Genomic DNA, 25,307 nt, shown 5'->3' with positions numbered 1-25,307 from the left:
TCGATGCGACGTGCCGCGCGGGGTTCCAAGTCGAGCCAAGACCGTTCGGTGCATCGTTGCCCTGGATTGTCCAAGCATGGGGATCTAGGTTCTACGTACTACGTATTGCGCGTAGAGATGAGTATGAGGAGGCCCCTGTGAACGTTGATCGTGACCAGCTGAAGCGGCAAAAAGTGCACAGGGTTCTGCAGGACCAGGCTCACGCCCGTGAACTCGAAGTGTTCAGGCGCGCAGCTGAGGAGATGGTCCAAAAGATGTTTCCAAGGATGTCGACAGCTGACTTTGCTGCACAGGTCCTCGGCTCACACCCTGTTCCTTTCAGTTCTAGATTGTTCGGCTCCTCATCTGTCCCGCCTGCCCTCGGTGTAGCGGCTCTTCGGGCTCTGGCTAGTGAGCAACCGAGAGAGGTGACCCCCGAGGAGGTGTACCGAATGATGACCCCATTGCCCTCCGATGACGGTGGATGGGAAGAGGAGTTGGCGGAAGACCGACGGACTACCACGACGGACGATCCCTGGTCCGAGCGGTGAGGGCATTACTCGACACCAACGTGCTTATTGCCCTGCTCAAGGCCGATGAGGTCACTCCTAATTTGAGTGGGTTCACTGGACTCATGATCAGTTCGCTCTCCTTCTCAGAGCTTTACATGGGAGTGGCTACCGCAGGAGCGAACTCCCTTGTACGGAGAGCTAGGGAGGACAGGATTGCCAAGATCAGGGCTACTTTTGGTGCCGGCCTTCCCTACGACGACACATGTGCTCTAGCGTTCGGAGTGGTGTCGGAGGAGGTGCTTCGGAACGGCGCCTTACCCAAAAGTCACGTCGTCGACAAGATGATCGCGGCGACGGCGATGGCGCATGGATTGGCTTTGGTTACCCGCAACCTGGCGGACTTTAGGCACCTGACCAATCTGGTGCAGGTGGAGGAGTGCTGATCGGAGTATTTGACCTCCCGGTCCATGGATGTTCCCTTAAGAATTATGATCACCTATTAGACTGAGATGTGAACAGGCCCCCACCTCGACTCCACCCCACAGGGAATTGATCAGTGACCCCTAAAAACGTCAGTCAACATGCCCAGGAACTGCTGGACCTCGCCAAGCAACATGGCTGGAAGGCCACGGACACCAGTATTGGGTTCCGGCTGACTCATTCCTCTGTCGACGTTCCCGTGATCCTGCGAGCTGACCTCGATGGGGACAGAGGGCGGGTATACGAAAACATCAAGACGCAGCTGGAGCGACCCTCTCGTCGAGGGCGAGGCAAAAATGCCACCATTCAGAAGAATATGGCATTCAGTCCGGTCAAGCGCATCACGGACATCACCACACTCGATGAGGTGTTTGGAGACTCGCAGCGGCAGAACAAGATGCACCAACGGGCGATGAAGGGCGTCATCCTGGATCGCCACCAAATGCCCACCTACTTGTTCGAGGCATCTCTACTGGTCCAAATGAGCCATGGAGTAAAGATCGACCAGTACACCCCTGGGGTGTTGGAGTACCAGTACGGCAGCCGTACAGCGCAGCTCCAGGAGCCGTACCGAACAGATGTCCCCTCCTTCATCAGAGGGCTATGCGAGCTGGAACTGAACCCAGGTAAGCCGGTCCCGCGCCTCGGAGACACGAACGAGTATGTGCATCACGGTCCCGGTGGATACGGGATGCGTAGCTTGGTGGATGACGAGCCGGAAGGGCAACCTCTTGCTGGGAGTCAGCTGACGCCCGCCCCAGAAGAGATCCCACTCCCCGCTAATACTGCACTTGTGAATGAGCGCCTCAGCATTCCTGTAGAGGAGGATCTACCTTCTGATAATGCCATTGTCGTTGAGACCACCCCGTACAAGTCCCGGTCGCACATGTCTTCCAAGGGCGGCACGGTCTATGACTCTCCCTACATCAATGTGGTGACCTACTCCGACGGCACGGTCCGCTATGCGTGCGCCAAATGTGGCTATGAGAGGGGCAGTATCCGCCCGATCATTCCTCACCACCGCTCCCACGTCGATCGCACTAAATCATCCGAAGAGCGGCAACGGGAAAGAGAAGATTTGCGTCGAGGGTTGCAGTACGTGGACCCGACCGCGCAGTGGCAACCCACCTCGCGACAGCATGCGGTTGCGGCCAGGCTGGCCAAAGAAATCCGGGAGGCCATGGAGAAAGGTGCCGTATCGCCTGAGGATATTGCCTCACTCATTGTGGAGAATCGCGTCCGCACTAACCCCGGTGCCTCTCGCCCCGAGGACGAGCAAAACGTGCTGACGGCTGACGAGGTGCTTGCCCGTATTCGGCTGCTCCTGGACGACGGGACCTCATCCAAGGTTGAAGACGAGTTGGTAGACACTCGACAACGTTTGGAGGACGAAGCCCTGGCAAACCTGGAAATGGAACAAGCGATCGAGGAGATGCGTCTTGGCATGGCGCGCATCGAGGAAGAGCTGAGTGAGACGCGTCGCACCGCAGACCAGAAAAGTCGTATTGCTAAGTCCTATAAGGACAAGCTCAAGGAAGTCCGCTCTTCCATGGCCGCTTCCATGGCTGCACTGAGCTTTTCCATCGATGGTGAAGAAAAATGAGAGTCCTGACTGTGCGGAGAGGGCACTCCACGTCTCGTAACGGGTCCGAGTTGCGGCTATCCGTACATGGGCGATGTGGCTGAATGTACCGGCTGACGCCGGGGTCAGTGGGTAGCGTTGTAGGTATCTTGCACGGTCTGGTGAATGCGGCCTCGGTCGGAGACCTGGTAGCCGTTCGCCTTCGACCAGGCCCGGATCTTCGCGGTGTCTGGAGCGCTGCTCGAGGCGCGGGTGCGAAGGGGGCTGCTGCTGCGGGTGGTCTTGCGGCCGGCCTCCGCGTAGGGGCGCAGGGCCTCACACAGTTTCTCGGCATTGGTGGCGGAGAGGTCAATGTCGTAGTCCTTGCCGTCCAGGGTGAAGATGATGGTGTCTTCGGCGGGTCCGCCGTCGAGGTCATCCTCGAGGTGCACTTCGACTTTCTGGGTCATGGGTGGTGTTCCTTCCGATGCCCGAGTGGAGGAGTGGGATTAGTTGCGATCGGGGTCATCGGCGGGTACTTCAGTGCATGCCTCGTCAGCGGGGACTTCCACCGGCTCCGTGGGGTCCGTTGGCTTCATAACCTTAGTGCGGTTGCCGGTGATCACGATGCCTTCGGTCGTGAGGTCCACACGGAGCATCCCATCCTCCATGAACGGCTTGCATCGGCGGTGGCGGTGGTATCGATGCCGTAGTGGGCGGTGTGAAGGCCGTGGCAGACACAATTGCCTGCCCGGAACCGCGCTGGGACCCGCTCCGGACTGCATAGGCATGCGGGGAGAAGTCATCAGTTGCGCGCAATGCCATGACCTGACGGTCGCAGTTGTAGAGCAACTTCACCGTCTTGGCGTTGCCGACCAGGTCGTGGGCGGCCTTGTTCAGAGAGATCACTCCGCGCTTCTGGACGGTCACGCTCGGGGCCTTGGCCAGCGGAGTCATTCCCTTGTCGAACACTTCGAACGGCATCGTTCCCCTATGGGTCGCGACTAGCACGGACGAGTTTCATCGTAACCATTGCACGCAGTTGCTTGACAATCACGCATGGTTCATTCGCGATGTCTTTTAAGGCATGGTATGCGAGACGTCTCGTCCCATGAATTTTACCGTTGTGATTTTTTGTCAGTTTCCGAAGTCGGCTGCACGGTCGGGTCTGTGATGGCGGGGGTGTGTAGTCGGGTTCGGTCATTTTGGGTTTCCGTGCTCGTGTGCGCGACCGGTGGTGTTGTTCCATAGTTATATGCACGACGAGACGGTCGAGGGTGACCGGGTGGTTGAGCGGGGTCTGCTGAGCGTTCCTGGTGAGGTGTGGGCGGTGGCGGTCCGGCGCGCGGAGGTGATCGGCCCGCTGGCGGCGGCTGGGGCGGTGGGGGCCGCTGCTGCGGGTGCTGCCGCTGGGGAGTTGGGGTTGTCGCGGCGGCAGGTCTATACGTTGCTGGGCCGGTGGCGGGCCGGGGAGGGTGTGGTTTCGGATCTGGTCCCGGGGGCTTCCTCCGGGGGCCGTGGTGGGCGGCGTTTGCCGGAGGCTGTGGAGGCGGTCATCCAGGATGTGCTGGGCCGGTCCTACCTGTCGCGGCAGCGTAGGTCGATCGCTTCGGTCCGTCGGGAGGTCGCCCAGGTGTGCCGTTCCCGGGGGTTGGCGGTGCCCTCTCGTGGGGCGGTGGCCCGGCGGATCGCCGACCTGGACCCGGTGGTGGCCAGGCGGGCGCGGGCGGGCCCGGATGCGGCACGGGCCCTGGAGCCGGCCGGCGGACACGTCCCACCGGTGAGGTCGGTGCTGGAGCAGGTGCAGATCGATCACACGGTGGTGGATGTGATCGTGGTCGACGCCCGGCACCGGCTGCCGATCGGGCGGCCGTACGTGACGGTGGGGATCGATGTGTTCAGCAGGTCCATTGTCGGGATGGTGTTGACCCTGGAGGCGCCCTCGGCGCTGTCGGTGGGGTTGTGCCTGGGGCACATGGTCACCGACAAGCGCCCGTGGCTGGAGCGGTTGGGCGTGGAGGCTTCCTGGCCGATGGCGGGCAAGCCGGGGCAGTTGTATGTGGACAATGCCTCGGAGTTCCATTCCGAGGCGTTGCGCCGCGGCTGTGAGCAGCACGGGATCGCGCTGGCCTACCGGCCGGCGGGTCAACCCCACTTCGGCGGGGTGGTCGAGCGGGTGATCGGCACGCTGATGGGGATGGTGCACGAGCTGCCCGGCACGACGTTTTCGGATCCGGGGGAGCGGGGCTGCTACGACTCCCAGGCCCGGGCCGTGCTGACCCTGGGGGAGTTGGAGCGGTGGATGGCTCTGGCGGTGGCCGGCTACCACGGGCGGGTGCACACCACCACGGGTCAGACTCCGGCGGCGGCCTGGGCGGCTGGAACGGCCGGGGGACCGCCGGGGACCGTCGGGGATGAGGCGGCCTTCTTGATCGACTTCCTGCCGGTGATCCGCCGGTCGCTGACGCGCACCGGTTTCGTGGTCGATCACGTGCGCTATTTCAGTGACGCGCTCAAGCCCTGGATCGGACGCCGCGATCGACTGGGCAAGTTCGTGCTCCGCCGCGATCCGCGCGACATCAGCCGGATCTGGGTGCTCGAGCCTGAGGGGGGTGCTTATCTGCCGGTGCCCTACCGGACGCTGTCGCATCCGCCGATCAGTGTGTGGGAGCACCGTGGTGCGCTGGCCCGGTTGCGGGAGCAGGGCAGAGCGCAGGTCGATGAGCAGGCGTTGTTCCGGGTGGTGGAGCAGATGCGCACCATCACCGACACCGCCGCCACCACCACGCGCAGGGCACGCCGCGACGCCCAGCGCCGCCGTCACGCCAGCACGGGGAGCTCGTTGCCCCGCCCCGGCCTGGTGCCTCCGGCGGGGGACGGTTCCCTTTCCGAGGTGGATGTGGGCGACACCGATGTCGGCGGCGTGGACGCCGCTGCGCCGTTCGAGGAGATCGAGCAATGGTGAACGAGGCCGAGATCGGTGACATCGACAGTGGGGACCTGGGGCACTTGCATCCGGGGGCCCGGGCGGTGGCCCGTCTGCCCGGGACCGAGCGGCTGCACTATGTGCGGGCGGACCGGTGGATCGGCTACCCGCGGGCCACCGCGGCCCTGGGCCGGCTCGAGGAGCTGTTGGCGTGGCCGGGCAAGCAGCGGATGCCGAACCTGTTGCTGATCGGGGCGACGAACAACGGCAAGTCGATGATCATCGAGAAGTTCCGGCGCCTCCACGCACCGGTCAGCGAGGCGGACCGGGAACGGATCCCGGTGCTGGTGGTGCAGATGCCCTCGGAGCCGACGGTGATCCGTTTCTACACCGGGCTGCTGGCCGCCCTCGGGGCCCCGCTGCGCCCAAGGCAGCGGCTGGCCGAGCTCGAGCAACGCACTCTGGGGCTGCTGCGGGCGGTGGGGGTGCGGATGCTGGTGATCGACGAGCTGCACAACGTGCTGGCCGGCCGCGCCGATGCCCGCCGGGAGTTCCTGAACCTCATCCGGTTTCTGGGCAACGAGCTGCGTATCCCGCTGGTGGGGGTCGGCACCCGGGAGGCCTACCTGGCGATCCGTTCCGATGATCAGCTGGAGAACCGCTTCGAACCGTTCACCCTGCCGAGGTGGGAGCCCGACGGGCTGGGGTGTTCGTTGCTGGCCAGCTTCGCCGCCTCCTTCCCGTTGCGCCGCCCCTCGCCCATCGCCACCCCTCAGATGGCCCGGTATCTGCTCACCCGGTGCGAGGGCACCATCGGGGAGCTGGCCCACCTGCTCACTGACGCGGCGGTGGCGGGGATTGAATCCGGGGAAGAGGCCATCACCCAGACCACGCTGCTGATGGCCCCCTATGCCGGGCCCACCGAGCGGCGCCGGTTGTTCGAGCGGGAACTGGCATGACCACCATGCTGCGGTGGCCGTTGCACCCGCGCCCCGGTGAGGGCGAGGCCCTGTCGTCCTGGTTGGATCGGGTCGCCGGCGCCTACGGCATGGACGCCCAACAGCTGCTGGGGCACAACCTCGGGGCGGTCTCCCTGCAGCTGGACGCCCACAGCCTCGACACCTTGGACGTGGATCCGCCGCCCGGGGTGCTCACCGCCCTCACCGAGCGCACCGGCGTACCCCGGGCCCAGTTGCACCGGATGACGGTGGCCGGGCAGGTGCCCTGGCTGCTGGACCCGATGGAGGCTGAGCCGGCACCCGGGGTCGGCTTCGAGACCTACGTCGGGCAGCACTCGGTGCTTCTGGCGCCGGGGCAGATCCCGCACCGTCGGGTACCGGGTTGGCGGGCCTGGCTGCCGACCCAGCAGAAGTCTGCGCCGATGCACCGGGCCTGCCCGGTGTGCATCGACAACACCGCACCCGAGGCCCGGCAACTCACCCTGGTCTCCCAACTGCCGGTGGGACTCTCCTGCCCCGACCACGGCTGCCGCCTCGAGGACATGATGGGCATCCGAGGCGCTTTCCTCTCCTGGACGCACCCGGACACCGGCCCCACCACAGTGCCGGGCCCGGTCGCGGCGATGGACCGGCGCACTGAAGAAGCTATGCGCACCGGGATCGTGTCCCTGCCGGGACGACAGGTGCACGCCGGGGTGTGGTTCCGGCTGCTGCGAACGCTGATCGAGGAGCTCTCCACCCCGATCTCCGCACTGGGCTGCAGCGCTCAACGCGCGCTGCGGGAGATCTGGCAGCACACCGGTCGCCTGCTGCGCGGCGGGATGACCCGGTGGCGGCCCTACGAGGCCCTACCCTGGCCCCACCAGCAGTCGTTCCTAGAAGCCGCCGCCACCGCAATGCACCTGATCAACACCGGGCAAGTACCCGCCGCGGGCACGCTCGGGGCGCTGCTGCGTTCTGAGCCCCACCGCCCCGTCATCGGCGGCACACCACCGGCCGAGGGGACGAGCGCCCCAGAGACCACCGCGGCCGGTAACGCCCCTGAGCAGGGCGCCACACTGATGGAGGAGCCGGCCGGGTACTGGAGGCAGGCCAGGGACTCCATGTACCAGGTGATCGCCGCCGCCCAGGACGACCCCGCCGTCGCCTCCCAGCTGTTGGCCTTCCTCACCGCGTGGAATCGGACCCCGGAGCACCGGAAGCGTGTCCGCCAGGACATGATCACCCTCGGGGTCCCCGAACACCATCTCCCTCCCGGGCCGTGACCTCAGAGCACTTCGGGCAAGTGCCCGCCGACTGGTTCCGGGAGCCATGAGCGCGGTTCTTCTCCTCGCCCTCGGTGAGGGCACCGTGGCGCCCCGGCCGAGGCGGGCACTCAGGCGTGGTCGGCGGAGTGATCCGTCGGTGAGTCGGAGGCGGGAGCCTCGGCAAGAATGTCGTCGGCCTCCTCCGGCTCCGCAACGGTCGCGACCTTGGTGCGGTTGCCGGTGATCACCACACCCTCGACGGTGAGGTCAACGCAGAGCATGCCATCCTCCACGAAAGGCTTCCATCGCCTCGTGGCAGTGGTGTCAATCCCGTAGTGCTGCGTGAACGCGGTAGCCGAGACAATGGCTTGCCCGGGCCCGCGCTTGGAACCGGTGCGGACCGCATAAGCATGCGGAGACGAGTCATCAGCTGGGCGCAGCGCCATGATCTGACGGCCCTGGTCGTAGAGCAACTCCACTGTCTCCACGTTGCCGAGCAGGTCATGGGCAGATTTGTTCAGCGAGATCACACCCCGTTTCTGGATCGTGACACTGGGTGCCTTCGCCAGCGGAGTCATTCTCTTGTCGAACACCTCAAAAGCCACCGAGCTCTCCCATTCATCGAGCGTCTGTAAACCACGTCAACAATGTCCAGCGTACTCATTGCTCATCACGTTCGAACCCGTACGTCGCTCATGCTGTGCACGCGGTGCACGACGCGCATTTTCTCGGACGCTTTGAACGCCTCTTGCCTGTCACACAACACCGTAATGGGATCCTTTGTATGACCTAGGATAAGTAACGGGTTAAGTGACACAAAAGGGTGATCGGCGGATTCGCGACCACCGTGTCACGCAAACGGTCGTATAAGTGATGGAGAGTGAGCCATGCTGGTGGGCTACATGCGGGTGTCGAAGGCCGACGGGTCTCAGACCACCGACCTGCAGCGCGACGCGCTGCTGGGCGCCGGCGTCGAGGCGGAGGCGTTGTACGAGGACAAGGCCTCCGGGGCCAAGGACGACCGCCCGCAGCTGGCCGCATGCCTGAAGGCTCTGCGGTCCGGGGACACCCTGATGGTGTGGAAGCTCGACCGGCTGGGCCGGAACCTGCGCCACCTGGTCAACGTCGTGCACGAACTCACCGAACGCGGCATCGGGCTGAAGGTCCTCACCGGCCAAGGCGCGGCGATCGACACCACCACCGCCTCCGGCAAACTCGTCTTCGGGATTTTCGCCGCCCTGGCCGAGTTCGAACGCGAGCTGATCTCCGAACGCACCACCGCCGGGCTGGCCTCCGCCCGGGCCAGAGGCCGCAAGGGCGGGCGCCCCTACAAGATGACCCCCGCCAAGGTAAGGCTGGCCGCGGCCTCCATGGGCCAGCCCGGCACCAACGTGGGGGAGTTGTGTAAAGAGCTTGGCGTGACCCGTCAGACCCTCTACCGCCACGTCTCCCCCACCGGGCAGCTACGCGAGGACGGGCGCAAGCTGCTGGCCCAGAGGCGGATCAAGTGAGCGTTGCTGGCCGTCGTGGGACAGGGGGCACCATGGAGGGCATGATCCGTCTGACCGTTCCTGACGACGCTCCGGCGCTGCTGACGCTGCAGCAGCGCCTGGACCACCAGTCCTCGTTCATGCTGTTCGAACCGGGCGAACGTGACCCGGACCCTGGCCGGCTGCGGCACCGCCTGGCGGGCCAAGGGAATCGCGGCAGCTTCGACCTGGTGGCGGAAGCCCCTCAGGGGCCATCCGGCGGGCCGGCTGAACTCGTGGGGTGGCTGTCTGTGGCGGTCACACCTTACCGGCGGGTCGCTCATGTGGGATCCCTGGCGCTTGGCGTGGACGCCGCCCACGCCTCACGAGGGCTGGGCTCGGCTCTGCTGGAGGGCTGTCGCGCCGAGGCGGCCCGGCGGGGCCTGAGGCGTCTGGAGCTGACCGTGATGGCCGACAACCTGCGCGCTTTGAACCTTTATCTGCGTCACGGCTATCAGGTCGAGGGTCTACGTCGTGGTTCCTTGGAGCGGCAGGACCGATGCATCGACGAGTACCTCATGGCCCAGCTGCTGGAGCACTGACCACCAGCCGCAACGGTGCACGGGCCTACCGGCTTACGCGGACGACGTGGCCAGTCCCGGAGAACAGCACCGTCGCCTGCTGCCCGGATGTGTCATCGCCTGTGCGGTGACGACGGCTCGGTCACAGGAACGCCACGACGGCGTCTACCTGGACTTGCGGCGCCCAGGGGTAGTCCGGCGACCTGCATAGTGGTCCGTGCAGGGTACGGAATGCTCAGCCGGCGGCCATGGACGGTGTTCAACGCACCGACGTCGGCGTAGTCCGTCAAATACAGCACCGTGCGCACCAGGTGCTTCGGCTCGAGCCCGACTTCGCCCAGCAAGGTCTCCACGTTGTCGAGCATCGTTTCGCACTGTGCCGTGACGTCGGCGGAAATGAGGATCCTTTGACGGGACCTTCCTATAACGCTGCGGAGGACTTCGGAAGTCTGTGCAGCCGACTTCGGAAACTGACAGCCCGCATGATTCCGCGGTTCTGCCTGTCTCGCATCCTTGTGCTTTATCTATGCCCCTAGAATCGGATATTCAACGTTAGTTGCGAGACAGATGGAGTGGACGTGGGGAAGCTGATCGGGTATGCGTCGAGTTTTGACGCGACAGCAGGATGCGGATCGTCAAGTGCATGACTTGCTGGGTGCCGGTGTGCGGCGCGATGACGTCTACGCCGACCATGGAATGTCTGGGAGCCGTGCATCTCGTCCGCAGTTCGACAAAGCAGTGGCCGCCCTCGAGGAGGGCGACACCCTGGTGATCACCACGCTGGATCGGCTGGGCCGCTCGACGCAGAACATGCTGGCCTTCGCCGAAGCGCTGCGGAGGAGAGGTGCCGGGCTGCGGGTGCTCAACCTCGGCGGGGGAGACGTCGACACGGCCACCCCGATGGGCTCGATGGTCTTCACCGTCATGGCCGCCCTGGCCCAGATGGAGCTAGAGATCAAGCGAGAGCGGATCGCCGATTCGGTGGCCAAGCGCAGGGCCGCCGGCAAGGACCTCGGCGGGCGACGCCAGACCTTCACGGACTCCCAGATCCGCAATGCGCTGCGGCTGATCGATTCGGGGGAACCGGCCACCCAAGTGGCCCGCGACCTGGGCATGTCCCGGGCCACCCTCTACCGGCGCATCCGCGAGCTTCCAATGCCTACTGCCTGAGTTTCCGCTCCTGGAAGGCCCGAGGAGCCGGAGAGTGCTGGTGAGACGCGTCAGCTGCCGAGGCACTCACGGACGAAACTGCGCAGCCACTGCTGGGCCGGATCGTTCTCGCGCTGGGGGGTCCAGGCCATCGAGACCGTGAACCGGGGGAATGGGATGGGGGGCTCGGAGAGGACGAGGTCGGTGGTCGCGGCGAAGGCCTGCACGGCGTGGCGCGGCAGGGTGACCACCACGTCGGCGGTCTTCAAGGGGGTCAGCGCCCCGGAGAAGTGGGTGGTGGACCCGATGATGCGCCGGCGCAACCCCCGGGCCTCGAGCAGTTCGTCGACGATCCCGCGCCGGCCGTCGTAGGAGACCAGCAGGTGCGGCATGGCCAGGTAGTCCTCCAGCCCCAGCGGGGTACCCAGCCCCAGGCGGTCCCCGTCGTAGAGGCAGGCGTAGCCGGAGGTGAACAGTTCCTCCCGGTGAAAACTTTCGGCCAACCCGGGCAGGGCCCCGATGGCAAGGTCCACGGAGCCCTCCGTTATCAGGGACTCGGCGGTGTAGCGGTTGGACTGGCGCACCAGCACGGACACTCCCAGCTTCTGCTCCTGCAGGTGCTGGAGCATCCGGGGCAGCATGCGGGCCTCGATGTCGTCGGACATGGCCAGCACGAACGCCCGGTCGCTGGCGGCGGGGTCGAAGACGGGCTCCTCGAACAGCACCCCGGACAGTTCTCGCAGCGCCCACCGGATGCGTGGGGCGATCTCCTTCGCCTTCGGGGTGGGGGCCATTCCGTCCTTGGTGCGGGTGAACAGCTCGTCGTCGAAGAGCCGGCGCAACCGGGCCAGGGCCGCACTGGCGGCGGCCTGGCTGATCCCCAGGGCGTGGGCGGTGTGGGTGACGTGGCGTTCGCGCATGAGCACCTCGAAGGTCACCAGCAGATTGAGGTCCACATTCCGGAAATCACGTTCGTCGATGGTCATTATCGCCCATATTAGTTTCCCTTCTGATGGGGTGGGGAGGACGATTACGGGTATGACATCTGTGAGAGTGGCCGTCGTGCAGGCCGGTTCCGTCCTGTTCGACACCGCGGCCACCCTCGAGAAGGGCGAGCATTACATCCGTGAGGCCGCCTCCCAAGGGGCTGAGCTGATCGTGCTGCCCGAGGCGTTCGTCGGCGGTTACCCCAAGGGCCTGGACTTCGGGATCACCGTCGGCTCCCGCGCCCCTGAGGGGCGGGAGCTGTTCCGCCGCTACTTCGAGGCGGCCGTGGCGGTGCCGGGGCCGGAGACCGATCGCCTGGCCGGGCTGGCCGCCGAGCTGGGCACCCACCTGGTGGTCGGGGCCATCGAGCGCGACGGGTCCACCTTGTACTGCACCGTGCTGTTCTTCACCCCGGCCGAGGGCCTGGTGGCCACTCACCGCAAGCTCATGCCCACCGCCGCCGAACGCTACCTGTGGGGCCAGGGGGACGGCTCCACCATGCCGGCGGTGGCCACCGCGGTGGGGGTGTTGGGGGCGGCGATCTGCTGGGAGAACTACATGCCGCTGTTCCGTCAGGCGATGTATGCCAAGGGCGTGCAGATCTGGTGCGCCCCGACGGTGGATGACCGCGAGCAGTGGCAGGCCAGCATGGCCCACATCGCCCTGGAGGGGAGGTGCTTCGTGCTCAGTGCCAACCAGTTCCTCACTCGGGCGGATTTGCCCGGAGACGTCCACCCCGTCCAGGGCGAGGACCCGCAGACGGTCTTGATCAACGGAGGCTCCACCATCGTCTCCCCGCTGGGGGTGGTGCTGGCCGGGCCGCTGCGCGGCACCGAGGGCGTGCTGGTCGCCGAGGTGGACCTGGACGAGCTGACCCGGGCGAGGTTCGACCTGGACACTGTCGGGCACTACGCCCGACCCGATGTCTTCACCCTGAGCGTGGACGAGACACCCCGAGCCTCCGTGCACGCCACGAGCGGGGAGACCCGCGAACTGGCGGAACAGCCGGTGCGGGCCTGAGTGGACGAACGCCCACTGCGCACCCGGAGGGCCCACCGGCCCACCGATCACGACGACCTAGTACGAGGAAGACCATGAGCAAGCGACCCCGCCCCGAGAACAACGAGCCCGTCCCGCCCAAGCGCAGCCTGTTCCGTCGCTTCGACGACCTGTCGATGCGCATCTACGGCCCGGCCGCCCGCAGCCGCCGGGACCTGCGGGGCCAGGACCAGCCCAGCGAACAGACCAAGGCGTGGTATCAGAACCTCCAGCAGGAGTACATCACGGAAAAGGACGCCACCGGCCGCACCTATCTACGGCCCCGCCGCCCCGAGGACGGTCCTGCTACCTCCCCGGAGAATCCCCAGTGACCTCGCCGACCGCCCTCCCCGTTGCGCCCCTGACCGATGCCGAGGTGCGTGTGCTGCGGGAGGACTTCCCGCTGCTGACGAACAGTCCGTCGGTCTACCTGGACTCGGGGGCCACCTCCCAGAAGCCCCTGGCCGTGCTGGACGCCGAGCGGAGCTTCTACCTGCACCGCAACGCCGCGGTCCACCGCGGGGCCCACGCCCTGGCCGTGGAGGCCACCGACGCCTACGAGGAGGCCCGCCGGGTGGTGGCCGGCTTCGTGGGTGGCACCGAGCGGGAGCTGGTGTGGACCTCCAACGCCACCGAGGCGATCAACCTGATCACCTACTCCTTCTCCAACGCCTCGGCCGGACGCGGGGAAGACGCGGCCGCCCGGTTCCGGCTGGGCCCGGGTGACGAGATCGTCACCACGGAGGCCGAGCACCACGCCAACCTCATCCCGTGGCAGGAGCTGGCCGCCCGCACCGGGGCGACCCTGCGCTGGATCCCCGTCGACGACGCCGGGCTGCTCGACCACGAGGCCGCCCGGCAGGTGATCGGGGAACGCACCCGGGTGGTGGCCTTCAGCCACGTCTCCAACGTCACCGGCGCGATCACCGACGTCGCGGACCTGGTGGGCCTGGCCCGGGAGGTGGGCGCCTTGACAGTGCTGGACGCCTGCCAGTCGGTGCCGCACCTGCCGGTGGACCTGCCCGCCCTGGGGGTGGACTTCGCGGTGTTCTCCGGGCACAAGATGCTCGGGCCCACCGGCATCGGGGCGCTGTGGGGGCGGGCCGAGCTGCTGGACGCGATGCCCCCGTTCCTCACCGGCGGGTCCATGATCACCAAGGTCACGATGGAGTCCGCCCGGTACCTGCCGGCCCCCACCCGGTTCGAGGCCGGCACCCAGCGCATCAGTCAGGCCGTGGCGCTGGCCGCGGCCGTGGAGTACCTGCAGGTGATCGGGATGGAGCGGGTCGCCGCCCACGAGCGGGCGCTGGGGCAGCGGCTGGCCGCCGGGCTCGCCCAGCTCGAGGGGGTCCGGCTGATCGGTCCGGCCCCGGGCACGGAGCGGGTGGGGCTGGCCGCGGTGGACGTGGCGGGGGTGCACGCCCACGACGTCGGCCAGGTCCTGGACGTGGCCGGGGTGGCCGTGCGGGTGGGCCACCACTGCGCCCAGCCACTGCACCGGGCGCTGGGACTGACCGCCAGCACCCGGGCCAGCGCCTATCTCTACAACACCACCGAGGACGTCGACCGGTTCCTGACCGAGCTCGCCGGGGTGCGCACCTACTTCCGCGTGGGGAGCACCCGGTGAACGGCCTGGACGCGCTCTACCAGGAGGTCATCCTCGACCACGCCAAGCGGCGGAGCGGGGAGGGCCTGGCCGCCCCGGCACCCGCGCACGGGGCCGGGGAGTCCCACCAGTACAACCCCACGTGAGCACCAAGCCCACCCCCGGCGCCGCCCGCGGCCGTCGCACCCCCGCCCCGGCCACTCCGACCGACGGCCCGGACATGACCCTGGCCTACGCCGCCCACGCCCAGGCCGCCACCGAGCCCATCAAGGCCACCTCCATCCGCCTGCCCGAACGCCTGCACAAGCACCTGCGCCGGCACAGCGTCGAGGCCGGGGTACCCATGTCCCAGCTGATCATCCAGGCCATCGAAGCCCAGCACCCCGAACAGTGACCGCACTACCGCAGTAACGCAAGCGTGAATGCGGTACTGCGGTAGTTGCACTGCTACCCCGGTCTGAGCAAGTGTGATGCCCGGTGGGGGCTACCGGGTGGCCGCGCGCGGCCCGGGCGGAAGTGAAATGCCCCCGCCCCCTATATCGATCAAGACAAGGGCGGGGGCGCCCACACTAGAACGAGAGAACAGGCGGCTCACTCACTGTCGCGGCCCTTAACACCTGGTCTCATAACTCGGTTGCCGGGTTCAGACGGCGGAGGTTGATGAGGGTAACCGCAAGCAACAGCAATGGGAGCAGGGTCGCCTCGGTGCGGTCGTAGCGGATGCCGAGGCGCTTGAAGCGCAGGACCCAGGAAATGGTGCGCTCCACCACCCAGCGGTGCCGACCGAGGTGGTTCTTGTCCTCGATGCCGCGCCGGGCGATGCGGACCTTGATGCCACGGCGGTGGAGGTAGCGGCGGCAGCGGGGATAGTCGTAGCCCTTGTCCGCGTGCAGCTTCTCCGGACGGCGCCGTGGTCGCCCCGGGCGTCCTCGTCGGGGGCGCACCCCGGGGTTGGTCTCCAGGAGTGGTTCGAAGAGACGACTGTCATGGGTGTTGGCCGCCGAGACAAGCACGTGCAGCGGCAGGCCGTTGCGGTCGGTGAGCAAGTGGTACTTCGTGCCTGCTTTCCCGCGGTCAGTGGGGTTCGGGCCGGTCAGCTCGCCCCCCTTTGGGCCCGTACGGACACCGAGTCGATGCTGGCCCGGGACCAGTCGAGGATCTCCTCCTCGGAGAGCTCCTCGAGCACGGCTCGGTGGAGATGCTCCCACACCCCGGCTTCCTGCCAGTGGCGCAGCCGGCGCCAAGCGGTGTGCCCGGACCCGCAGCCCAGTTCCACAGGCAGGTCCCGCCATCGGCAACCGGTGTGCAGCACGAAGAGGATCCCCTCCAGGGCTGCGCGGTCGTCGATCCGCGGTCGCCCACCGGGACCCCGGGGCGGTGGCGGTTCCGGGATCAGCGGAGCGATCAGCTCCCACAGCCGGTCATCGACCATCCACTGATGCTTCCTCGTGGCCATGCAGGCATGGTCAGCCCTCCGAACGAGGGCGAGCAATGACCGACCAGGTTTTGAGACCAGGTGTAAAGAAGGACATCGCGACGGGTCTCACCCTGCGGGGAAGAACCGGCCCGAACCGCGGACATCCACAGGGCGCGGGCCGTTCAGGGCTGGCCGGCCTTGGTGGTGTCAAGTGCCTTGTAGATCGTGGGCCGGGAGACTCCGAACGAGCGTGTCACAGCGGCCACGGGCTGCCCTCCGGCCACCGCGGCCCGGACCGCGGCGGTCTTCTCCTCATCCAACTTCGGCTTCGGCCCCGGACGCCGTCCGGCCGCACGGGCCCGGGCCACGCCCTCGAAGGTGCGCTCACGCAGCAGATCCCGTTCCCACTCGGCCAGCATCAACAGCATGTTCAGCATCAGCCGTCCCGAGGCCGTGGAGGTGTCCAGGTCCACGTCCAACGCCTGCAAGCCGATCCCCCGATCAGCCAGGGCCTGCACGGTGCGCAACGCATCCGGCAGGGACCGGCCAACCGGTCCAGACGCATGACGACGAGGGTGTCCTCCCCATCACGCAGGATGGCCGGTCGCACTGATCCTCTACGGTCGAGACGGCGGGGATGTCACACCGTTATCGGCAACGGCATGCCCATCTCGGCCCGGTGCATCCTGGGCATCGCGCCATTGTTGGGCATCGTGACGACGCCGCCAGAGCGGACCGGGCACCCATGCGGCACCGCGCACCCCACTTTGGCGGAGTGCGCGGTGCGGTGGAGAACCACCCAGACTGAGCCTGACGAAACAGGCGGCGTCGCTCAGCGGGCGATCATCCCGTGGGGGTCGATGACGAACTTCTCCACGGAGCCCTGGTCGAACTCCGCGTAGGCCTGGGGTGCCTCGTCCAGGCTGATCACGCGCGGGTTGACCATCTCCGTCAGGTACGGCATCCGGTCCCACAGGATCGACATCATCAGCTGGCGGTTGTAGCGCATGATGGGCGCCTGGCCGCCGATGATGTGGGGCGACTTGATCCAGGCCTTGCCGAAGTCCACCGGGAAGGTGCCCTCCTGCTCGGCCTTCGTCTCCGCGATCGGGTCCGGCCCGTAGATGCCGATGATGCCCGTGGCTCCGCCTGGACGGGTGATGTCCAGGACCTGGTTCACGGCGGCGATCGGCTGCATCTCATCGGCCGCGGAGCCCAGGCCGTGGGCCTCGGAGCCGACGTAGTCCACCGCGCAGTCCACCATCGGCTCGCCGAGGATGTCGTTCACGGCGTCCTGCAGGTTCTCCGTGGCGGAGAGGTCGATAGTCTCGCAGCCGTGCTTGCGTACCAGCTCCAGCCGCGAGGCGTCCTGGTCGCCCACAATGATGCACGAGGCGCCCAGCAGCCGAGCGGCAGCCGCGGCACACCGGCCCACGGGGCCGGCACCGGCGATGTAGACGGTGGAGCCGGGCTTGGCGCCGGCCGCCATGAGACCGTGGAACGCCGTGGGGAGGATGTCCGAGAGCACGGCCAGATCCAGGATCTTCTCCATAGCCTGCTCCTGGTCCGGGAAGCGCAGCAGCTGGAAGTCGGCGTACGGCACGAACAGGTACTCGGCCTGTCCGCCCTGGAAATCGCCCAGATTGAAGCCGTAGGCGGCGCACGCCTGCTCCGGGTTGGCGGTCTCACACACCTCGGTGCGGCCGGCGCGGCAGTTGCGGCAGCGGCCGCAGGCCACGTTGAACGGCACGGAGACGAGGTCACCCTCCTTCAGGAACTGGACGTCGCTGCCGACCTCCAGCACCTGGCCGGTCATCTCGTGACCCAGCACCATGCCCTCGGGCACGGGGAAGGACCCGCGGTAGATGTGCAGGTCGCTGCCGCAGATGTTGGTGGCGACGATCTTGAGGATGACGCCGTGCGGGGCGGCGGAGCCGTCGGGCATCTCCAGCTTGGGGAAGTCCAGCTCGTCGACGCGCACGTCCTTGATGCCGTGGAATGCCACGGCGCGGTTCTTGGTGGTCATGGAAACTGTTGCCTTTCTGTCTCCACCGAGGCCCCTGACGGGGCGGGAGGAGGGGCGAACCCGAGGGGGAGTCCCGGTCACGGGCTGTACGGAAACACTAGGGCGTGTCTGACAATGAGTCCAGGGGCCGGCTGACACCTTGGAAGGCATGTCCCGGTTCCACATCCTCTCTGATGCTCAGTGGGAGCTGATCGCCCCGATGCTCCCTACTCGCACAGGCCGGCAGGGCAGGCCGTTCTCGGATGCGCGGATGATGGTCGAGGCCATCATCTACCGGTACCGGTGCGGGATCGCCTGGCGCGATCTGCCCAAGGTCTTCGGTCCGTGGCAGACCGTGTGGACCTGGCATCGACGCATGGCCGAAGAAGGCACCTGGGACACGGTGCTGGCAACACTGACCGCCGCCGCGGACGCGGAAGGCCTGATCGACTGGTCGGTGGCGGTGGACTCCACGATCGCCCGGGCACATCAGCACGCCACGAACACCACCCGCCACACAGGGGGATGGATCGAACTACAAGAATCCGCGTGAAGAGCCGGCCGATCACGGCATCGGACGTTCTCGCGGCGGGCCGAGCACGAAGATCCATCAGCTCGTCGACGGTGCAGGGCTGCCACTGGTCAGCCTGATCACCCCTGGCCAAGCAGGAGACTCGCCCATGCTGCTGCCGCTGCTGGAACAGCTGCGTGTGACCCGGCCGGCAGGTCGGCCCCGCACCCGCCCGGACGCGGTCCTGGGCGACAAGGCGTACTCATCACGGGCGATCCGCACCCATCTGCGCACTCGTGGCATCAAGACCGTGATCCCCGAGCCGGCGGACCAACAGGGCCACCGGAAACGCCGGGGCTCCCACAGTGGGCGGCCCGTGGGCCTCGACGCGGCCGCCTACAAGGGCCGCAACGTCATCGAGCGCCAGTACGCCCAACTCAAGCAGTGGCGCGGGCTGGCAACCCGGTATGACAAGTACGCGATCGTCTACCGGGCCGCGGTGATCCTGAAGGCGGTGCTCGCGTGGTCCAAACGATTGTCAGACACGCCCTAGGGGCGAGAAGTGGCGATACTGGGCCGGGCGTGGTGGTCCCGTGCCAGTTGAACCAGATCTCCGGCTGGGCCCATCAAGCGCGGCGGGCCTGTCCAGACAGCTCGCAACGCACGGTGCAGTTCCAGGCCGGGAACCTTGATGACGCTCAGTTCCCCGGTTTTCACCTGGTCGGCCACGGCCAGCGTGCTCATCACCGCGGGACCGGTTCCGGCCAGCACGCTGGTACGGATCGCTGCGGCACTGCCCATCTCCAGCAGCGGATCGGCGCGGTCGTAGGAGTGCAGCGCCAGGTCCAGTGTGGTGCGGGTCCCGGAGCCCGGTTCGCGGACCAGCAGGGCGGTTCCGGCCAGTTCGGTGATCGTCAACGGGCTGCCCCGGTGAGCCCAGCGGTGGGTGGGGTGGACGACGACCACCAGCTCGTCGCGGGCCACCACCAGGTGGTGCAGCGGTGATGGAACGAAGGGGGATTCCACGAACCCGACGTCGCAGGTTCCGGTGGCAACGTCGGTGAAGACCTGATCGGAGTTGTGCACCTGAAGGTGGACCCGCACCTGGGGGTGGGCCCGGTGGAAGCGGCTCAGCCACTCGGGCACCAGGTGCTCGGCGACCGTCATGCTCGCGGCCACGGCCAGTTCTGCCTGCCGGTGAGCGCGCAGACCCTCCGCTGCCTCGAGCAGCCGCTGGGTCTCGCCCAGCACCCGTCGCGCCCAGTGCGCGATGACGGTGCCTTCCGGGGTGAGAGTGGAACCGGCAGGGCTGCGCCGTACCAAGGCCACCCCCAGCTGACGTTCGAAGAGCTGGAGGGCGCGGCTGGCATTGGGTTGAGCCAGCCCTGCGTGTCGGCCGGCAGCGCTGAGACTGCCATGGTCGTCGATGCCCACCAGCAACTCCAGCACCGTCGGATCCGGCCACTGCGTCATGCTCGCACCATATGCCCAATGTGCTGGCCATGCATCCTTGATATGCCCTCGTGCTGAAACGCCGTCTATCGCACCGGGTGATCCTGCCGGAGGGTTGAGACCATGAGCGCCCCACCGAGCATGCCCAGGACATCGTCTCCTTCCACCACGGTGACAGCACTTCTTCCCGGAGTGGTCCTCTGCGCCGCGACGACCGCGCTGGCGCTGGGGGCCGGGAGGTGGCTGCCGGCGGTGAGCCCGTTGCTGCTGGCCATCGTGCTCGGTGCCGTGGTCGCCAACCTGCTTCCGCTGCCCGCCCGGTTGACTCCGGGTCTGTCCTTCACCGCCAAGGAATTGCTGCGCGTGGGCATCGCCTTGCTGGGGCTGCAGCTGGTGCTCGGTGATCTGCTGGGGCTGGGCCCGGGCATGCTGGCTGTGGTGGTCGCCGTGGTGGGGTTCGGTGTTGCGGGTACAGCATGCCTGGGCCGGCTGCTCGGGCTGTCCCGGGCGCAGGGGTTGCTGATCGCTTGTGGTTTCTCCATTTGCGGGGCCGCCGCGGTCGCCGCCGCCGATGAGGTCGTGGAGGCAGAAGAGGAGGAGGTCCTCACCTCCATCGCGCTGGTGGTGATCTTCGGGACCGTGATGATCCCGCTGGTGCCGTTGCTGGCCCAGGCCATGGGGTTGGAGGAGACACAGGCGGGGCTATGGGCCGGTGGGTCCATTCACGAAGTCGCTCAGGTCGTGGCCGCCGGGGGAGCCATCGGTGGAAGCGCTCTGACGCTCGCCACCGCGGTGAAACTGGCGCGGGTGCTGATGCTCGCCCCGGTCATCACCATCTTGAGCGCCCGTCAGCGCACCCACTCCACTGCTACCGGCGCAGCTGTCAGGCGCCCTGCGGTGGTTCCGCTGTTCATCGTCGGGTTCCTGGCCTGTGCGGGACTGCGTTCCACCGGGCTGGTGTCAGAACCTGTGCTCACCGCCGCCCACGGAGCGCAAACCGGTTTGCTGACCGCCGCCATGTTCGCCCTGGGCACCGGTATCCGCGTGTCACTGCTCACCAGGGTGGGCGCCCGAGCGTTCCTTCTCGCGGCAGCGGCCACCGTCTGGGTCGCCGGGCTCGCTCTGCTCGGCGTGCTGTGGGTCGGATAACGAGACCGGTAAAGGAAACTCTGCTCCCGGTGTGGCCACTCATGCTCGCTGGGCGAGTGTTCATGCGTGGCCATGTCGCCGCACCTATCGGCTCCCATGCGACACCTGCGCAGTAGGCCACCACACGGGAGTGTGGCTTGCTGCTTCTGCGAGGGACAGGCAGGTCAGAGGATGCGGTTGGTCCGGGCTCGGTCGATGGCGGCGGTGCGGTTGTCCACGCCGAGTTTGTCGTAGATGTGGATCAGGTGGGTCTTGACCGTGGCCTCGGAGATGAACAGGGCTTTGGCCAGCTGCCGATTGGTGGCTCCGGTGGCCAGGTGCTGGAGGATCTCGATCTCGCGGACGCTCAGGGCCGTGGCAGGGGCGGTGACACGTTTCAGCAGTTGCGCAGTGACCGTGGGGGAGAGGACCGGTCGCCCAGCGGCGGCGTCCTGGACGGCTTGGCTGATGCTCTCTGGCGGGGCGTCTTTCAGCAGGTAGCCGGTGGCGCCGGCTTCGAGTGCGGCCACGATGTCCGCTTGGGTGTCGTAGGTGGTCAGGACCAGCACCGGGGGACCGTTGAGCGCCTTGATGCGGCGGGTCGCTTCGATGCCGTCCATGCCGGAGCCCATCTGCAGATCCATGACCACTACATCCGCGGACACTGCCGGATCCGCAAGGATCTCGAGGGCTTCCTGTCCGTCGGCGGCTTCGGCGGTGACGGTGATGTTGTTGAACCCTTCCAGGACGGCACGCAGTCCTGCGCGGACCACGGGGTGGTCGTCCACCAGCAGCACGCGGATGTCTTCGGCGTTCATCGGTTCTCCTCGACGGAAGCGTTCTCGGCGCCACGGTGGGTCGGTGCGACGGTCGGGCGCGTCGAGGGCAGGCGGATGCTGATGACGGTCCCGTTGCCGGGCTCGGATTCCAAGGTGAAGGTCCCGCCCACCTCGCGCACCCGGTGCTGCAGCTTGGTCAGCCCGTAGTGCTCCTCGTCGTTGTCCCGGTCTGCCGCGTCCGGCACGAACCCGATCCCGTCGTCGAAGACGTCCAGCGAGACGGCGTCGTCCCACCCGGCCAAGGTGACCACCGCGGTCCGGGCCCGGGAGTGGACGGCCACATTGGCCAGGGACGATTGGGCAGTGCGTAGCAGCACGGACTGGTACTCGGACGGCAGGTCGGGGATCTCGCCTTCGCAGCGGAACCTGCAGGCCAGATCGGCGCCGGAGGCTCGGACCTGCTGCTCGGTGTGCGCGCACGCCTCCCGCAGCGCGGTGAGGAGACTCGAGTCCAGTGCCGGAGAGCTCAAATCGCGCACGAAGCGTCGCGCCTCCGCGAGGTTTTCCACCGCGGTGGCCTCGATGATGGCGATCCGCTCCACAGCCCGGGCGGGGTCGGCGTGATCGAGGGACTGCCGGGCGGCCCGGGACATCAGCACGATGGAGGACAGGCCCTGGGCAAGGGTGTCGTGGATCTCCCGGGACAGCCTCTCGCGCTCTGCTGAGCGCCCGGCCTCGCGTTCTCGGTGAGCCAGTTCCGTCCGGGCGGCCTCCAGGGCACGGATGACCCGCCGGTGGTGCTGGGCGTCGCGGTACAGCCTGCGGTATCCGTGGCCGACGACGACGGCGAAAACCGCCCCCACGACGGGGCCCACAACCATGGCTGCGCGGAATCCGTCGGGTCCGGTGTGCAGCAACTGTGCCACGATCACCACGGCCGTCAGCACCACGATGCACCCCAGAGCCACGACGCGAGGCAAAAGGACGAGGTAGACGAAGAAGAGCGGGAACACCACCCAGGAAAAGTCCGGGCTCAGCAGCGTCAGCGTGCCCCACAGCACCGTGACCACGATGAGCCAGGGGAGAGCCAGGGGCCGCGGGTCCCACCCCGCCTGGCGCCGGGCGGCCCTGTTCTCCGCGACCGTCCCCACCAGATAGACCGCCGCCAGCAACATCGCCAGACCCAGGAGCAGAACCAGTGGCCGGACCCCTGTTCCGGAGGCGTGCGCCTGGAGTACGGCCCGCCCGATCCCCAGCAGCAGCAGCGCCGCGAAACTCACGTGCAGGGTGATCCGCAGGGCGCCCAGGACAGCGGGGGTCGAGGTGTCCTCGTGCACTTGTCTCCCTCGTCCTGGGCCACCGTCCGGCCGTGGAACCGCCCGATGGCCAGGAAGTGATCGATGCGGTCTGTGGCCATGCTACGGAGCGGACGGTTCGTGCGGGTCCACCAGACGGTTGATCCCCCGATCCATGGATCAGTGCCCGCACATCGGCCGGCGGGGCGATCCCGCGCGGGCCCGTTCTCGCGATGCTGGGAAGCACGCCATGCCTCCACTATCAGCAGCCACAGGAGCTTCCCCATGTACCTGTCCATCCGCGACATCACCTTTGCCCGAGGGCGGTTCGCCCTCATCGGCGCTGTGGTGGCCCTGATCACCCTCCTGCTGGTCCTGCTCACTGGCTTGACCAACGGGTTGGGCCACCAGAACACCTCTGCCCTGGAACGCCTGGACGCCGAACAGTTCGTCTTCAGCGCTCCGGCCGACGGCTCCGGCCAACCCACCTTCACCGAGTCCCAAATCACCGGCGACCAGCTCCGGATTTGGCAGGGCGCGGTCGGCGACACCGACGTGGAGCGGATCGGGGTGACCCAGACACGGGCCCAAGCCGGCCCCAACACCGGTGCGACCAGCGTGGCCGTGGTCGGGCTCGAGACCGGCACCGTCCTGGCCCCCGACCTTCGGACCCTCGACGGGGCGACGCATCCAGGACCCGGGGAAGCAGTCCTCAGCCAGACCGTGGCCGAGAACCTCGGTGCGGCCGTGGGAGACACCGTCGAGCTGTCCACGACCGCGCTGACCGTCACAGGGATCACGCAGGACGAGTACTACAGCCACATCCCCGTCGTGTGGGCCGCCATGGCCGACTACCCCGACATCGCCCACCTCGACCAGGACGTCGAAGCCACCACACTGGCCCTGACCGCGGACACCCCTGCTGCCAACGCCGGCACCGAGACAGGAACCGTGACCACCGACACCCGCGGCGCCTTCGCCGCCCTGCCCGCTTACCAGTCCGAGCGAGGGTCCCTGCTGATGATGCAGGGATTCCTCTACGGGATCTCCGCCCTGGTCGTGGTGTCCTTCCTGACCGTGTGGACCATCCAGCGCACCCGCGACATCGCCGTGCTGCGCGCCCTGGGCGCGTCCCGGGCCTACCTCGTGCGCGACTCTCTGGGCCAAGCCGCTGTAGTGCTTTTGACCGGCGTCCTCGCCGGGGGAGTGGCCGGTGCCGGCATCGGCGCCATAGCCCGCACCGCCGTCCCATTCACCCTGTCACCGACCACGGCCCTGCTGCCCGCCGCAGGCGTGTTCGCCCTCGGAGTCGCAGGCTCCCTCCTCGCCGTCCGCCGCGTCTCATCCATCGATCCCCTGCTCGCCCTCGGAGGCAACTGACCATGAAATCCGCCCACGTCACCGACCCCGCCACGCCCGCCCTTCGGTCCGCTGCTCCTGCAATCGCTGCGCTGCGGCTGGAGCACGTCACCCTGGAATACGCCGACGGCACCCACGAGGACGGCAGCCCCCGCACAGTCCGCGCCCTGGACACCGTGGACTTCTCGGCCGAGACCGGAACCATCACTGCTCTGGTGGGACCGTCCGGATCCGGCAAGTCCTCACTGCTGGCCGTAGCAGCAACCCTGATCCGGCCGAGCACAGGGAGGGTGGGCCTGGCCGACCGCGATCTCACGCACCTGCCCGAGAAGGAACTGGCCCGATTGCGCCGATCCGAGATCGGGATGATCTTCCAGCAACCCAACCTGCTGCCCTCCCTCACCGCACGAGAACAGCTCGTGCTCACCGCTCACCTGCGCGGTGCCCGCGGAGCAGAACTGAAGACCGCCGCGGCCGAAGCAGGCGATCTGCTCGAACTCGTCGGCATGTCCGGCTCCGCCGACCGCCGCCCGCACCAGCTCTCCGGGGGCCAGCGCCAACGAGTCAACATCGCCCGAGCACTGATGAACCGACCCCAGGTGATGCTCGTGGACGAACCCACCGCGGCACTGGACCACAACCGGTCCCAACAGATCATGGAGCTGCTCGTGGAGGTGACTCGGCGCTTCGACACGGCCACCGTGGTAGTCACCCACGACACCGAGTTCGTCCCGCTGGCTGACCGAGCCGTGACCATGCGCGACGGCCGACTGAGCTGACGGGACTGCCGCACGAACAGGTCACCTGTTCATGCGGCAATCCCCCCTAGGTTGCGTTAGGGGTTGATGTTCGGGCGGCGTCTGAGGC

The 25,307-nt window shown here is 67.3% G+C and carries 26 protein-coding genes and 1 pseudogene; 17 read left to right on the top strand and 10 right to left on the bottom strand.

Going from position 1 to position 25,307, the window contains the following annotated elements:
- Positions 1-463: 463 nt before the first annotated feature.
- A complete protein-coding gene (locus PU704_RS17915) occupies positions 464-934 on the top strand; it encodes a PIN domain-containing protein (RefSeq protein ID WP_277552226.1) in 471 nt (156 codons plus the stop codon).
- A gap of 113 nt (positions 935-1,047) precedes the next feature.
- Positions 1,048-2,574 carry a hypothetical protein gene (locus tag PU704_RS17910; protein ID WP_277552225.1) on the top strand — a complete coding sequence of 509 codons (1,527 nt, stop codon included), beginning with the start codon at positions 1,048-1,050 and terminating at the stop codon, positions 2,572-2,574.
- A gap of 104 nt (positions 2,575-2,678) precedes the next feature.
- Here PU704_RS17910 and PU704_RS17905 read toward each other — a convergent pair whose 3' ends face one another.
- Positions 2,679-3,002: a histone-like nucleoid-structuring protein Lsr2 gene (locus tag PU704_RS17905; RefSeq protein ID WP_277552224.1), complete on the bottom strand. Its 324-nt coding sequence runs from the start codon at positions 3,000-3,002 to the stop codon at positions 2,679-2,681.
- Positions 3,003-3,787: 785 nt separating this feature from the next.
- Here PU704_RS17905 and PU704_RS17900 point away from each other — a divergent pair.
- The 3 genes from PU704_RS17900 to PU704_RS17890 are packed head-to-tail and all read left to right on the top strand — an operon-like array spanning position 3,788 to position 7,682.
- Entirely contained in the window at positions 3,788-5,497 is a 1,710-nt protein-coding gene (locus PU704_RS17900) for a Mu transposase C-terminal domain-containing protein (RefSeq protein ID WP_277552223.1), read from the top strand.
- Entirely contained in the window at positions 5,491-6,417 is a 927-nt protein-coding gene (locus tag PU704_RS17895) for a TniB family NTP-binding protein (RefSeq protein ID WP_277552222.1), read from the top strand. The genes PU704_RS17900 and PU704_RS17895 overlap by 7 nt, the downstream gene beginning before the upstream one ends.
- Complete coding sequence (locus tag PU704_RS17890) at positions 6,414-7,682, top strand: TniQ family protein (RefSeq protein ID WP_277552221.1); 1,269 nt, start codon at positions 6,414-6,416, stop codon at positions 7,680-7,682. Before PU704_RS17895 ends, PU704_RS17890 begins: the two co-directional genes overlap by 4 nt.
- A gap of 110 nt (positions 7,683-7,792) precedes the next feature.
- On the opposite strand, the gene PU704_RS17885 is transcribed toward PU704_RS17890, so the two are convergent.
- Positions 7,793-8,269: a hypothetical protein gene (locus PU704_RS17885; RefSeq protein ID WP_277552220.1), complete on the bottom strand. Its 477-nt coding sequence runs from the start codon at positions 8,267-8,269 to the stop codon at positions 7,793-7,795.
- Positions 8,270-8,551: 282 nt separating this feature from the next.
- Here PU704_RS17885 and PU704_RS17880 point away from each other — a divergent pair, with 282 nt between their 5' ends.
- The gene (locus PU704_RS17880) at positions 8,552-9,175 is read left to right on the top strand and encodes a recombinase family protein (RefSeq protein ID WP_277552219.1); all 624 of its coding nucleotides are present in this window, start codon (positions 8,552-8,554) and stop codon (positions 9,173-9,175) included.
- Between the two features lie 41 nt (positions 9,176-9,216).
- On the top strand, positions 9,217-9,735 hold the full coding sequence (locus PU704_RS17875) for a GNAT family N-acetyltransferase (protein WP_277552218.1): 519 nt from the start codon (positions 9,217-9,219) through the stop codon (positions 9,733-9,735).
- A 92-nt stretch (positions 9,736-9,827) separates the two neighbouring features.
- Here the strand turns inward: PU704_RS17875 and PU704_RS20100 are convergent, their stop codons facing one another.
- Positions 9,828-10,112, bottom strand: coding sequence for a RidA family protein (locus PU704_RS20100; protein WP_380112711.1), 285 nt, complete (start codon positions 10,110-10,112; stop codon positions 9,828-9,830).
- Between the two features lie 180 nt (positions 10,113-10,292).
- On the opposite strand from PU704_RS20100, the pseudogene PU704_RS20095 reads away from it, so the two are divergent.
- Positions 10,293-10,884, top strand: a pseudogene (locus PU704_RS20095) (recombinase family protein).
- Between the two features lie 50 nt (positions 10,885-10,934).
- On the opposite strand, the gene PU704_RS17860 reads toward PU704_RS20095, so the two are convergent.
- A complete protein-coding gene (locus PU704_RS17860) occupies positions 10,935-11,849 on the bottom strand; it encodes a LysR family transcriptional regulator (RefSeq protein ID WP_277552217.1) in 915 nt (304 codons plus the stop codon).
- Between the two features lie 52 nt (positions 11,850-11,901).
- Here PU704_RS17860 and PU704_RS17855 point away from each other — a divergent pair, with 52 nt between their 5' ends.
- The 5 genes from PU704_RS17855 to PU704_RS17835 all read left to right on the top strand — a co-directional run bounded on the left by PU704_RS17855 (position 11,902) and on the right by PU704_RS17835 (position 14,888).
- Positions 11,902-12,870, top strand: a complete 969-nt coding sequence (locus tag PU704_RS17855) for a carbon-nitrogen hydrolase family protein (protein WP_277552216.1) — start codon at positions 11,902-11,904, stop codon at positions 12,868-12,870.
- 74 nt (positions 12,871-12,944) lie between these two features.
- Positions 12,945-13,220 carry a hypothetical protein gene (locus PU704_RS17850; RefSeq protein ID WP_277552215.1) on the top strand — a complete coding sequence of 92 codons (276 nt, stop codon included), beginning with the start codon at positions 12,945-12,947 and terminating at the stop codon, positions 13,218-13,220.
- A complete protein-coding gene (locus PU704_RS17845) occupies positions 13,217-14,515 on the top strand; it encodes a SufS family cysteine desulfurase (protein ID WP_277552214.1) in 1,299 nt (432 codons plus the stop codon). The genes PU704_RS17850 and PU704_RS17845 overlap by 4 nt, the downstream gene beginning before the upstream one ends.
- The gene (locus PU704_RS17840; RefSeq protein ID WP_277552213.1) at positions 14,512-14,640 is read left to right on the top strand and encodes an iron-sulfur cluster assembly scaffold protein; all 129 of its coding nucleotides are present in this window, start codon (positions 14,512-14,514) and stop codon (positions 14,638-14,640) included. Before PU704_RS17845 ends, PU704_RS17840 begins: the two co-directional genes overlap by 4 nt.
- Complete coding sequence (locus tag PU704_RS17835) at positions 14,637-14,888, top strand: hypothetical protein (RefSeq protein ID WP_109223263.1); 252 nt, start codon at positions 14,637-14,639, stop codon at positions 14,886-14,888. The genes PU704_RS17840 and PU704_RS17835 overlap by 4 nt, the downstream gene beginning before the upstream one ends.
- A gap of 229 nt (positions 14,889-15,117) precedes the next feature.
- Here PU704_RS17835 and PU704_RS17830 read toward each other — a convergent pair.
- The 3 genes from PU704_RS17830 to PU704_RS17820 all read right to left on the bottom strand — a co-directional run bounded on the left by PU704_RS17830 (position 15,118) and on the right by PU704_RS17820 (position 17,937).
- Positions 15,118-15,950, bottom strand: a protein-coding gene (locus tag PU704_RS17830; RefSeq protein ID WP_417466369.1) for an IS5 family transposase whose coding sequence is annotated in 2 segments (ribosomal slippage) — positions 15,118-15,597 and positions 15,600-15,950 — 831 coding nt in all. Because the reading frame shifts where the segments join, the coding sequence is not laid out codon by codon here.
- Positions 15,951-16,093: 143 nt separating this feature from the next.
- On the bottom strand, positions 16,094-16,450 hold the full coding sequence (locus tag PU704_RS17825) for a recombinase family protein (protein ID WP_081416879.1): 357 nt from the start codon (positions 16,448-16,450) through the stop codon (positions 16,094-16,096).
- Positions 16,451-16,743: 293 nt separating this feature from the next.
- Positions 16,744-17,937 carry an alcohol dehydrogenase catalytic domain-containing protein gene (locus tag PU704_RS17820; protein WP_026821179.1) on the bottom strand — a complete coding sequence of 398 codons (1,194 nt, stop codon included), beginning with the start codon at positions 17,935-17,937 and terminating at the stop codon, positions 16,744-16,746.
- 148 nt (positions 17,938-18,085) lie between these two features.
- On the opposite strand from PU704_RS17820, the gene PU704_RS17815 reads away from it, so the two are divergent.
- Positions 18,086-18,980, top strand: a protein-coding gene (locus PU704_RS17815) for an IS5 family transposase (RefSeq protein ID WP_277552211.1) whose coding sequence is annotated in 2 segments (ribosomal slippage) — positions 18,086-18,442 and positions 18,444-18,980 — 894 coding nt in all. Because the reading frame shifts where the segments join, the coding sequence is not laid out codon by codon here.
- Here PU704_RS17815 and PU704_RS17810 read toward each other — a convergent pair.
- On the bottom strand, positions 18,977-19,900 hold the full coding sequence (locus PU704_RS17810; RefSeq protein WP_277552210.1) for a LysR family transcriptional regulator: 924 nt from the start codon (positions 19,898-19,900) through the stop codon (positions 18,977-18,979). The genes PU704_RS17815 and PU704_RS17810 overlap by 4 nt on opposite strands.
- Before the next feature lie 102 nt (positions 19,901-20,002).
- Here PU704_RS17810 and PU704_RS17805 point away from each other — a divergent pair, with 102 nt between their 5' ends.
- Positions 20,003-21,028, top strand: a complete 1,026-nt coding sequence (locus PU704_RS17805) for a YeiH family protein (protein WP_338130242.1) — start codon at positions 20,003-20,005, stop codon at positions 21,026-21,028.
- A gap of 164 nt (positions 21,029-21,192) precedes the next feature.
- Here PU704_RS17805 and PU704_RS17800 read toward each other — a convergent pair whose 3' ends face one another.
- Complete coding sequence (locus PU704_RS17800) at positions 21,193-21,825, bottom strand: response regulator (protein WP_277552209.1); 633 nt, start codon at positions 21,823-21,825, stop codon at positions 21,193-21,195.
- Positions 21,822-23,123 (bottom strand): sensor histidine kinase, encoded by a 1,302-nt coding sequence (locus PU704_RS17795; protein ID WP_277552208.1) that lies wholly within the window; start codon positions 23,121-23,123, stop codon positions 21,822-21,824. Before PU704_RS17795 ends, PU704_RS17800 begins: the two co-directional genes overlap by 4 nt.
- Positions 23,124-23,366: 243 nt before the next feature.
- Here PU704_RS17795 and PU704_RS17790 point away from each other — a divergent pair, with 243 nt between their 5' ends.
- Both PU704_RS17790 and PU704_RS17785 read left to right on the top strand, forming a co-directional pair.
- On the top strand, positions 23,367-24,461 hold the full coding sequence (locus PU704_RS17790) for an ABC transporter permease (RefSeq protein ID WP_277552207.1): 1,095 nt from the start codon (positions 23,367-23,369) through the stop codon (positions 24,459-24,461).
- A 2-nt stretch (positions 24,462-24,463) separates the two neighbouring features.
- Complete coding sequence (locus PU704_RS17785; protein WP_277552206.1) at positions 24,464-25,219, top strand: ABC transporter ATP-binding protein; 756 nt, start codon at positions 24,464-24,466, stop codon at positions 25,217-25,219.
- Positions 25,220-25,307 lie beyond the last annotated feature (88 nt).

It is taken from the genome of Kocuria oceani (assembly GCF_029524215.1).
Taxonomy (GTDB): domain Bacteria; phylum Actinomycetota; class Actinomycetes; order Actinomycetales; family Micrococcaceae; genus Kocuria; species Kocuria oceani.
Note: the sequence above shows the minus strand (reverse complement) of the source record. Positions and strands in the feature narration are given on the sequence as shown.